Below are 9,084 nucleotides of genomic sequence, written 5' to 3'. Positions count from 1 at the left end.
GGCAGAGTGGTTATGCAGCGGACTGCAACTCCGTGTACGCCGGTTCGATTCCGACTCCAGCCTCCATTTCCCCTGATCATTCTGCTCGACACCGTGCCGCCCGGATGGCGAAATTGGTAGACGCAAGGGACTTAAAATCCCTCGGTGGCGACACCGTGCCGGTTCGAGCCCGGCTCCGGGCACCAGTCACTTCGTCCTTCGCCTGGGCCGACACCAACGCGGCACACCTGCGGGGCCCTGCCTCATGAACTTGCCGCCCCTGCGCGACCCCTTCTTTACCTATCGCTATCGCCGCCGCCTGCATGTGCTGCGCGTGTTGCTCGCTCTGCTGATCACCTTCGGTATCATTCGTCTGTTCGAGATTCCCCACTCCAGCTGGGCGCTCGTCAGCACCGTCATGGTCATGGGCAACCTGCCGCATATCGGCGGTGTGCTCGACAAGGGTCGACAGCGGCTGCTCGGCACCGTGCTCGGCGCGGCCACGGGCCTTGCGCTGATCCTCTTCCCCCCCGCCCTGCACCTGCTGATCCCCGCCGGGAGCCTCGCCGCCATCGGCATCGCCACCTGGTTCACCTTCGGCAATCGCCACGGCTACAGCGGCCTGATGTTCGCCATTAGCCTGCTGCTGGTCATCGGCGACGGCAGCCATTCCCTGGACATCGGCCTGTGGCGCGCCTTCGACGTGCTGCTGGGCACCCTGGTAGGCATCAGCGTGACCATGCTGGTACTGCCCCAGAAGGCCACCGACATGATGCGCTTCATGCTGGCCGAGAACCTCGACCGCATTGCGCGGCTCTTCCACGCTCACACCACCGCCGCAGCGGCCGTGGACGTCGACAGCCGCGCCCTGCTCAAGGCCACCAGCTCGGCACTGGTCAAGCAGCGGGGCCTGGTCGATGCCATCCATCGCGAGCGACGACTGGATCGCGACGAACTCGATGACATCATCTCCCTGCAGCGCCGCATGCTCTCCACCATCGAACTGCTGCTGGAGACCCACTGGACCACCCGGGCGGGCCATGACCGCATCGAGGCCATGGCGGGCCTGCGCGAGGAGCAGCACCGGCTCGCCCGAGAGCTCGGCACCCTCGCCTTCCAGGTGCGCACCGGCCAGCCCATCGCGATCACGGTGAGCCAGTTCAACCTGCAGCGACACGCCGAACTGGCCACCACCGCGGTGAGCGACGAGGGGCGCACCCTCTTCAGTCCCAGCGGCTACCTCTGGCTCAACCGCGAGCTGGCGCGCCTCACCGGTGACCTGGTCGCCCGCCTGGGCGCCCTGACCCGACTGCCCAGCCGCCGCCTGCATCGCGCCTCCGGGCGCAAGTGGGGGCGACGCGACACCGCCACGATCGAAAAAGGAGCGCAAGATGACCCACGGCAATCATGATGTGCTGATCATTGGCGGCGGCGTGGCCGGCCTGGTGCTGGCCCTGGAGCTCGCCGACCAGCGTCGGGTAACCCTGCTGCGTCCGGCCAGCGACGACCTGGGCGCCAGCCGCTGGGCCCAGGGTGGCATCGCTGCGGTGCTCTCCCCCGGCGATGACTTCGACGCCCACGTCGCCGACACCCTGGTGGCCGGCGACGGCCTGTGTGAGGAGACGGCGGTGCGCTTCACCGTCGAACACGGGCCGTCCGCCATCGAGTGGCTGCTCTCGCTCGGGGTTCCCTTCACCCCGGACCCCAACCCCGATGCCGGCTACCCCTACCACCTGACCCGTGAGGGCGGACACGGTGCCCGGCGCATCATCCATGCCGCCGATGCCACGGGTCTTGCGGTGATGGAGACCCTTCAGGCCCACGTGGCAGCTCATCCGGCCATCCAGGTACTGGACGACCTCACCGCCATCGGCCTGATCGGCGACACCACCGGCCACTGCCGCGGTGCCCGCTGCCTGGATAGCCGGGCCCAACTGCACGAACTGCTGGCCAGCGACACCGCGCTTGCCACCGGCGGCGCCAGCGGGCTCTACCGCCATACCACCAGCCCCCATCCGGCCAGCGGCGAGGGCATGCTGATGGGCGCCGAGCTGGGAGCGGAGCTCAAGAACCTGGAGTTTCAGCAGTTCCACCCCACCTGTCTCTATGACCCCCAGGGCAGCCCCTTCCTGATCAGCGAGGCGGTACGCGGCGAGGGAGGTCGACTCCTCAACGTCCTTGGCGAGCGCTTCATGCCCGCCCTGGACCCGCGCGCCGAGCTCGCGCCACGGGATATCGTCGCCCGCGCCATCGACGCCGAGATGCAGCGTACCGGCAGCGACCATGTGCTGCTCGATATCCGCCACCTGGGCGAGGCGGCGATCCACCACCACTTTCCCACCATCCAGGCCCACTGCGCCGGTCGCGGCCTGAACATCACCCGAGAGCCGATCCCGGTGGTGCCTGCCGCCCACTACAGCTGCGGGGGGCTGACCACCGACCTTGCCGGCGCGACCACGGTGCCGCACCTCTACGCCATCGGCGAGGTGGCCTGCACCGGCCTGCACGGGGCCAACCGCATGGCCAGCAACTCACTGCTGGAGTGCCTGGTGTTCGCGCGCAGCTGTGCCGCGACACTGATCCGTCAGGTCGACCCAGACGATGCGACTGCGCCAGCGCCGTTGATGCCGCCCCCCGGCGCTGGAAGCCGGAGCGCCGACCCGCAGGTATTGGCCGACATCCGCGAGCGGATGCGCCGCGTGATGAGCGCCCGGGTGGCCATCGTCCGACGCGACGGGGGCCTGGCCGAGGCCGCCGAGGAACTGTCCAAGCTGCAGCGGGAGCTCGCCCCGCTGGTGGCCACCTGCGCCCCCACGGTGGCCCTGGCCGGTCTGTGGCAGGCGCTACGCCTGGCCCGGCTCACCGTGGCCAGCGCCCGCGCCCGGCGCGAGTCACGCGGCCTGCATTACAACCCGGAATGCCCCGGCCACGCTCAGGGCACGGCGCGGCCATCACGGATTCATCTCGCCGACCTCGACTGACAAGAACGAAGAACGTCGCGACAACCCCGCCTACTGACGCTGCACCAGCAGACGCCGCAGCTGCCACAGCGAGGCGGAATCGCTGCTGTCAGGCCAGAGCCATAGCCGACGCCCGTTGACGCACAGGCCGATCAACCAGGGACCAAGATAGTCGCAATGAAGGGAGACCGCGCGCCAGGGCGCCTCGACGCTGTCGCGCCACTCCCAGCGGAGGCTGCCGTCGGCCAGGGTCATGCTGCGCAGGTCACCGCGGGGGCACCGACGGGCAGAGTAGAGAAAGACGCCCATCATCAAGGCAGCGGCAAGAGCCCCAAGCCAAGCCGGGGCATGCAGCAACGCCACGCTGGCCACCGCGGCGGCCAACAAAGCGTGCAGGAGAAGGGAGAGCCTAGACGGGACGATGCCCAATGCTGTCGGCGCTTTCGGCATGTTCGATGATCAGCTGCACGATGCGGCGTCGGCGCGGGTCCTCCGGTAACTCGCGGCGCATCAGCCACATGAAGAGATCCTGATCCTCCTCGTCGATCAGCTCGCGGAAGGCCGCCTGGTCCGCCTCATCGAGGTGGTCATAGCGCTGCTCGAGGAAGGGGACCAGCAACAAGTCCAGCTCCCACATGCCACGACGTGAGTGCCAGTGGAGCCGCTTGCGCAGTACCACATCCTGGGGTGATTGCTCGTTCAACGTCGACCTCGCCTTTCCGGTGGGATGAATGCCCACAGTATACCCGAGCCCCCCGTCAACGGCAGCCGCCGGCACCGCCATCTTACAAAGGTCGTAGTGCGTTGTTTTATCAGAATTTGCCGAGTATGCTTTGGAAAAACAACAGCGCCGGGCGGGCCAATACCTGCGCCCACCGCCTAGGGAGACCGTCGATGACCAAGTCCGAGTTGATCGAGCAGATCGCCGCACGGCAGCCGGAGCTGTCGATCAAGGAAGTCGAGGCCGCCGTTCGCCTGATCCTCGATGACATCACCGAGACTCTGGCCGAGGGGGGGCGCGTCGAAATCCGTGGCTTCGGCAGCTTCTCGCTTCACTATCGCGAGCCGCGCGTCGGACGCAACCCGAAGACCGGTGAACCTGTCGCGCTGGACGGTAAATTCGTGCCACACTTCAAGCCCGGCAAGGAGCTGCGCGAGCAGGTTGATGCCAGCCGCGCCCTCGGCTATTGACCGGCTTCGGCCACTGACACTTTGATTACCGGCACTTCCATTACAGGGGACACAAGCGCATGCGTTGGCTAAAAGGCCTGATCCTGGCCATCATCCTGCTGGTCGTCCTGCTGGTCGGCATTCTCTTCGCCGTCAACAACCAGCAGGCCCTTCCTCTCAACCTGATCTGGATCGAGCTGCCCGCAGCCTCGCTATCCGTCTGGTTGCTGGTCTCCCTGGCCGTCGGCGTGCTGCTCGGCATGCTGGCCATGAGCGGCGTCTACCTTCGCCTGCGCACCCTGCTGACCCGCGCCCAGCGCCACAATCAGCAGCAGCGCAAGGAACTCGATCGCCTGCGCGTCCAGGAGCTGAAGGAACTCCCCTAGAATGCCCGATGTCCTGCTGCTGACGCTGTTGTTGGCAGCGGTCGCCATCGGCTGGTGGCTCGGCCGCCGCGAACGCAGCAAGCCCTCCGATCCCGCGCCATCATCCGGGCTGCCGCGGGATTATTTCGTGGGACTCGACTACCTGCTCAACGACCAGCAGGACCGTGCCATCGAGACCTTCGTGGCGGCCCTGGAGGTCAACAGCGACACCATCGACACCCATATCACCCTGGGCAACCTGTTCCGCGGCCGTGGCGAGGCGGACCGCGCGGTGAAGATCCACCAGAACCTGCTGGCCCGCCCCACGCTCTCCGCCGCTCAGGGCGAGCGAGTGCAGCTGGAACTGGCGCGGGACTTCCTGGCACTGGGGCTGCTCGACCGCGCCGAACGGTTGCTGCAGGCCGTGGTGCGCGACTCCCAGGACGACGGAAGGCGCCTGGCCGCCAAGCGCCTGCTGGTGGATCTGCTGGAGCGGGAAGGCGAGTGGAAGGCCGCCCTGGAGGTGGCCGAGCCTCAGTTGATTCGCCAGAACGACGAGGTCCGCCGCGCCGCGGCCCACTGGCTCTGCCAGTTGGCCGAGCAGGAACGCTTCGAGGCAAGCCCGGGACTCGCCCGCAAGCACCTGCGCCGTGCATTGAGCATCGACTCGCACTGTGTACGCGCCAATCTGCTGCTGGCCACCCTGGAACACGACACCGGCCACTATCGCCAGGAGATCCGCCTGCTCGATCGCCTTCCCGAGCAGGACGCCGCCTTCACCCCCACCCTGCTGCCCCCCCTGGCCACTGCCTACCGCCTGCTCGACGACGAAGACGGGCTGATCCGCCACCTGCAGCAGCTGGTGGAGCGCACGCCCTACACCAGCGTGATCATCCTGCTGGCCGAGACGGTTCTCCATCGCGACGGCCTGCAGGCCGCCATCGACCTGATCAGGGAGCAGCTTGCCCGCGAGTCAAGCCTGGGGGCACTGGACTACCTCATGGATCTCTATCGCCAGGATGACCGGGGCGAGTCGCTCGAACGCCTCGAGCTGCTGCAGCAGCACACCCGCACCCTGCTCAAGGCCCTGCCGCGGCACCGCTGCCGGCGATGCGGCTTCGCCGGCGAACAGCTCCATTGGCAGTGCCCACGCTGCCGCAGCTGGGGCACCACCAAGCCGATCACCGGCATCGAAGGGGAATAGCCGCTCAGCCCCCCGTCAGCTCCGCCTCGATGGCGGCCAGTGCGGCCATGGGATCCTCGGCCTGGGTCACGGGGCGCCCGACCACCAGATGGGTGCTGCCCGCCGTCATGGCATCAAGCGGGGTCATCACCCGGCGCTGATCGCCGGCCTGGGCGAAGCTCGGCCTGATGCCCGGGGTCACCCTGAGGAAGTCCACCCCGCACAGCTCACGCAGCCGCGCCGTCTCCCGTGCCGAGCAGACCACCCCATCCATGCCGCTCTGACGGGCCAGCAGGGCCAGGCGCTCGACCTGCTCCGCCGGCGAGACGCTGACGCCCACCTCCGCCAGGTCCTCGGCCTCCATGCTGGTCAGCACCGTCACCGCAATCAGGTGAGTGGAAAGGCCGTGGCGCTGCAGCCGCTCCTTCGCCGCCTCCATCATGCGGCGCCCGCCGCCGGCGTGGACGTTGACCATCCACACCCCCTGCTCCGCCGCCGCCTGCACGGCACCGGCCACGGTGTTGGGAATGTCGTGGAACTTGAGGTCAAGGAACACCTCGAAGCCGCGGCCGTGCAGCGCCTCCACCACGTCCGGGCCGCTGCGGGTGAACAGCTCCTTGCCCACCTTCAGGCGGCAGCGTGAGGGATCCAGGCTATCGGCCATGCACAGGGCAGCGTCCAGGGAGGCGTAGTCGAGGGCAATGATCAGAGGCGAATTGGTAGACACGGGCCGGGCTCCAGGCAAGGGACGGATGATTGACATTATATCAGCCCGAGCCGCCAACTCGCGTAGGAGATCGCCCCGGGCACGCGCTCCCCAGCGAGCCAGCAGGATAGGCATTTCGACACGCTCGTCTGTCTGTCCTCACCTACGGTGGCTGGCGTCCCCAGCCCACACGGTGGCTCACCGGCAACCGCTAGCTTGAAGGGTGTCCCCCGGGACACTCTTTCACGACAAGAGCAACAACAAGAGGAGACGATCATGCAGGGAATGACACGTAACGCCCTGGCCGGCGTGATACTCGCCCTACTGCTCGGCCTGGCGCCGCTGGGCGCTGTGGCGCAGGAGGTAGCGCCGATCAATGTCAATACCGCCGATGCAGAGCTGCTCGCCGAGCTGCCGGGGATCGGACCCACCAGGGCGGCCGCCATCGTCGAGGATCGTGATGCCAACGGCCCCTTCGAGAGCGCCGAGGACCTGACGCGGGTCAGCGGCATCGGCGACGGCACCGTGGCCAACCTGGAAGATCAGGTCAGCTTCTGAGCCGGACCGAACGCAGAGCGGCCGCCGGGGACTCCCCCGGCGGCCGCTCTGTTTCATCGAGTAGCGACTGACGTGGAGGCTTAGAGCCGCAGGCCGCCGTCGCACTCGATGACGCGCCCGGTGAAGTAGGCGTTCTCCATGATGAAGGCCACGCTCTGGGCGATGTCCTCAGGCTGGCCCAGGCGGCGCAGCGGTACGCCGGCGGTCAGCTTGTCGAGCATATCCTGACGCATGGAGGCGGTCATGTCCGTCTCGATGAAACCCGGAGCCACGCAGCCGGTGCGAATGCCGTAGCGCGCCAGTTCCTTCGCCCAGGTCGTGGTCAGCGCCACCACCCCGGCCTTGCAGGCCGCGTAGTTGCTCTGGCCCATGTTGCCGGCCCGGGAGATGCTGGAGATATTGACGATCACCCCCTCATTGCCCGCCTCGATCATCTGGCTGGCCGCCTCGCGACCGCACAGGAAGACGCCGGTCAGGTTGACGTCGACCACCGCCTGCCAGTTCTCCAGCGACATCACCTTCTCGACCTGGCCCTCCTTCGCCTTCACCAGCAAAGCATCGCGCAGAATGCCGGCGTTGTTGACCAGGCCGCTCACCGGGCCCAGTGAGGCGGCAATATCACCGAAGGCCCGCTTGACCGACGCCTCATCGGCCACGTTGGCCACGAAGCCTCGGGCCTCGATACCCGCCTGGTGCAACCGGGTAACGGCATCATCCAGGGTGGCACCATCGGTATCGAGCAACGCCAGGCGGGCGCCGCGGCTACCGAGAAGCTGAGCCATGGCCAGACCCAGGCCACGAGCGCCACCGGTGATCGCAATCACGGACTTATCAAGTTTCATCGTCAAACCTCCTGGGGAAATGGAGCGACCCAAGGCCGGCGATCCGGCTCATTCCTGGACATCGCGCTTTTTAAGTACATATACAATAGCAGAGTTTGTGCAGTGCACCATAATGCTATTCATATGATCATTTACTGCGCCTCCCGCCGTCGCACCAAGCGCTGACAGTCAACGCTTGATTTCGCCGTGGCCGCCCCCACCTCCTGCGGAACTGACATTCGCGGAGTCCCCATGCCCTTTCTGCTTGCCTTTACCCTCTTCGCCCTGCTCGACTTCGTCATCCTCTTCTCCGTTGGCAGCCAGATCGGTCTGCTTACCACCCTGCTGATGGTGCTGGCCACCGGCTTCATCGGCCTGCACCTGATCCGACGCGAGGGCGCCGCCACCTTTGCGCGCGCCCGGGAGCGCCTGGAGCGGGGCGAGATTCCCTCGGGGGAACTGCTCACCGGTGCCGCCCTGATCTTCGGCGGCGCGCTGCTGATGGCACCCGGCTTCGTCTCCGATGCCCTGGGCTTCCTGTGCCTGATTCCCGACGCCCGCCGCCTGATGGGCAAGCTGCTCGCCCGGCTTGGCGTGCGCGCCCAGGGGATCCACGTCGGTAGGCGCCCCGACGGTGGTCCCCAGACCGGGCCCGACGCCGACTGGCAGCAGGCCTCGCAGGGACGTAGGCCGGGAAACGCCCGGGACGCCTCATCGTCCCATGACGACGTTCGAGACGGTCCCCTCGAGGGCGAATTCATCTCCCGCGACGACAGGCGGGGCTGAATCAAAAAAAATTCCATGCGGGCCTTGAAAGCCCTCTGGTGAGCCCCACTTAACGGACAGCAGCAGGCTTCGGCGCGGTTGCCGCGCCATTGACACGGAAGGCGTCCAGCGCCTCCACCTCGCAGGCACCGTCTGCGAGGCGATGACCAAAACCGCCGGGCTTCCCGGCCATGTGAACCCTCAGGAGAACGTGAGCAATGAACATCCGTCCCTTGCACGATCGCGTCATCATCCGTCGCGTTGAAGAAGAACAGAAAACCGCTGGCGGCATCGTGCTTCCGGGCAGCGCCCAGGAAAAACCGACCCGTGGTGAAGTCCTTGCCGTCGGTAACGGCCGGATTCTCGAGAACGGCGACGTCCGTCCCCTGGACGTGAAGGTCGGTGATACCGTGATCTTCAAGGATGGTTTCGGCGTCGAGAAGCAGAAGATCGACGGCGAAGAGGTCCTGATCATGAGCGAGTCCGACATTCTGGCCGTGGTCGAGGACTGACACTCAAGCGACCGGCGCAACATCTGACGATCGCGTCTGACGTTCAAGCATCTGACGTTCAAGCA

Annotated in this window: 12 protein-coding genes and 1 tRNA gene; 9 read left to right on the top strand and 4 right to left on the bottom strand. The window is 66.8% G+C overall.

Annotation, left to right across the window (positions count from 1 at the left end; all coding sequences use genetic code 11):
• The first annotated feature begins 98 nt into the window (after window positions 1-98).
• The 3 genes from IBX53_RS12805 to nadB all read left to right on the top strand — a co-directional run bounded on the left by IBX53_RS12805 (window position 99) and on the right by nadB (window position 2,960).
• Window positions 99-185 (top strand) — tRNA-Leu (locus IBX53_RS12805).
• Between the two features lie 59 nt (window positions 186-244).
• Window positions 245-1,390: an FUSC family protein gene (locus tag IBX53_RS12800; RefSeq protein WP_290909837.1), complete on the top strand. Its 1,146-nt coding sequence runs from the start codon at window positions 245-247 to the stop codon at window positions 1,388-1,390.
• The gene (nadB, locus tag IBX53_RS12795) at window positions 1,371-2,960 is read left to right on the top strand and encodes an L-aspartate oxidase (RefSeq protein WP_290909835.1); all 1,590 of its coding nucleotides are present in this window, start codon (window positions 1,371-1,373) and stop codon (window positions 2,958-2,960) included. Before IBX53_RS12800 ends, nadB begins: the two co-directional genes overlap by 20 nt.
• Before the next feature lie 30 nt (window positions 2,961-2,990).
• On the opposite strand, the gene IBX53_RS12790 is transcribed toward nadB, so the two are convergent.
• Window positions 2,991-3,251 (bottom strand): hypothetical protein, encoded by a 261-nt coding sequence (locus IBX53_RS12790; protein ID WP_290909833.1) that lies wholly within the window; start codon window positions 3,249-3,251, stop codon window positions 2,991-2,993.
• A 97-nt stretch (window positions 3,252-3,348) separates the two neighbouring features.
• Complete coding sequence (locus IBX53_RS12785) at window positions 3,349-3,642, bottom strand: succinate dehydrogenase assembly factor 2 (protein WP_290909831.1); 294 nt, start codon at window positions 3,640-3,642, stop codon at window positions 3,349-3,351.
• A 125-nt stretch (window positions 3,643-3,767) separates the two neighbouring features.
• Between IBX53_RS12785 and IBX53_RS12780 the strand changes: the two genes are divergently transcribed.
• The 3 genes from IBX53_RS12780 to lapB are packed head-to-tail and all read left to right on the top strand — an operon-like array spanning window position 3,768 to window position 5,678.
• Entirely contained in the window at window positions 3,768-4,130 is a 363-nt protein-coding gene (locus tag IBX53_RS12780) for an integration host factor subunit beta (RefSeq protein ID WP_290909839.1), read from the top strand.
• A gap of 59 nt (window positions 4,131-4,189) precedes the next feature.
• Window positions 4,190-4,495 carry a LapA family protein gene (locus IBX53_RS12775; RefSeq protein WP_290909830.1) on the top strand — a complete coding sequence of 102 codons (306 nt, stop codon included), beginning with the start codon at window positions 4,190-4,192 and terminating at the stop codon, window positions 4,493-4,495.
• Window position 4,496: 1 nt separating this feature from the next.
• Window positions 4,497-5,678, top strand: a complete 1,182-nt coding sequence (gene lapB, locus IBX53_RS12770; protein WP_290909829.1) for a lipopolysaccharide assembly protein LapB — start codon at window positions 4,497-4,499, stop codon at window positions 5,676-5,678.
• Window positions 5,679-5,682: 4 nt separating this feature from the next.
• Here lapB and pyrF read toward each other — a convergent pair whose 3' ends face one another.
• The gene (gene pyrF, locus IBX53_RS12765; RefSeq protein ID WP_290909828.1) at window positions 5,683-6,384 is read right to left on the bottom strand and encodes an orotidine-5'-phosphate decarboxylase; all 702 of its coding nucleotides are present in this window, start codon (window positions 6,382-6,384) and stop codon (window positions 5,683-5,685) included.
• Between the two features lie 255 nt (window positions 6,385-6,639).
• Between pyrF and IBX53_RS12760 the strand changes: the two genes are divergently transcribed.
• Window positions 6,640-6,921 carry a ComEA family DNA-binding protein gene (locus IBX53_RS12760; RefSeq protein ID WP_290909827.1) on the top strand — a complete coding sequence of 94 codons (282 nt, stop codon included), beginning with the start codon at window positions 6,640-6,642 and terminating at the stop codon, window positions 6,919-6,921.
• A gap of 80 nt (window positions 6,922-7,001) precedes the next feature.
• Here the strand turns inward: IBX53_RS12760 and IBX53_RS12755 are convergent, their stop codons facing one another.
• Complete coding sequence (locus IBX53_RS12755) at window positions 7,002-7,763, bottom strand: SDR family oxidoreductase (RefSeq protein WP_290909826.1); 762 nt, start codon at window positions 7,761-7,763, stop codon at window positions 7,002-7,004.
• Between the two features lie 231 nt (window positions 7,764-7,994).
• On the opposite strand from IBX53_RS12755, the gene IBX53_RS12750 reads away from it, so the two are divergent.
• Together IBX53_RS12750 and IBX53_RS12745 are read left to right on the top strand one after the other, a co-directional pair.
• Window positions 7,995-8,528, top strand: a complete 534-nt coding sequence (locus IBX53_RS12750) for an FxsA family protein (RefSeq protein ID WP_290909824.1) — start codon at window positions 7,995-7,997, stop codon at window positions 8,526-8,528.
• Between the two features lie 197 nt (window positions 8,529-8,725).
• Window positions 8,726-9,019: a co-chaperone GroES gene (locus tag IBX53_RS12745; RefSeq protein ID WP_290909822.1), complete on the top strand. Its 294-nt coding sequence runs from the start codon at window positions 8,726-8,728 to the stop codon at window positions 9,017-9,019.
• Window positions 9,020-9,084: the final 65 nt, after the last annotated feature.

It is taken from the genome of Halomonas sp. (genome assembly GCF_014859505.1).
In the GTDB taxonomy this organism is placed as follows: domain Bacteria; phylum Pseudomonadota; class Gammaproteobacteria; order Pseudomonadales; family Halomonadaceae; genus Halomonas.
The sequence above is the reverse complement of the archived record's forward strand: the minus strand, read 5'-3'. Positions and strand labels throughout refer to the sequence as shown.

Coding starts and splice junctions, on each gene's coding strand:
- nadB (WP_290909835.1), top strand. CDS start 1,371: ATGACCCACGGCAATCATGATGTGCTGATCATTGGCGGCGGCGTGGCC.
- IBX53_RS12745 (WP_290909822.1), top strand. CDS start 8,726: ATGAACATCCGTCCCTTGCACGATCGCGTCATCATCCGTCGCGTTGAA.
- IBX53_RS12750 (WP_290909824.1), top strand. CDS start 7,995: ATGCCCTTTCTGCTTGCCTTTACCCTCTTCGCCCTGCTCGACTTCGTC.
- IBX53_RS12790 (WP_290909833.1), bottom strand. CDS start 3,251: ATGATGGGCGTCTTTCTCTACTCTGCCCGTCGGTGCCCCCGCGGTGAC.
- IBX53_RS12760 (WP_290909827.1), top strand. CDS start 6,640: ATGCAGGGAATGACACGTAACGCCCTGGCCGGCGTGATACTCGCCCTA.
- IBX53_RS12780 (WP_290909839.1), top strand. CDS start 3,768: ATGCTTTGGAAAAACAACAGCGCCGGGCGGGCCAATACCTGCGCCCAC.
- IBX53_RS12775 (WP_290909830.1), top strand. CDS start 4,190: ATGCGTTGGCTAAAAGGCCTGATCCTGGCCATCATCCTGCTGGTCGTC.
- lapB (WP_290909829.1), top strand. CDS start 4,497: ATGCCCGATGTCCTGCTGCTGACGCTGTTGTTGGCAGCGGTCGCCATC.
- IBX53_RS12755 (WP_290909826.1), bottom strand. CDS start 7,763: ATGAAACTTGATAAGTCCGTGATTGCGATCACCGGTGGCGCTCGTGGC.
- IBX53_RS12800 (WP_290909837.1), top strand. CDS start 245: ATGAACTTGCCGCCCCTGCGCGACCCCTTCTTTACCTATCGCTATCGC.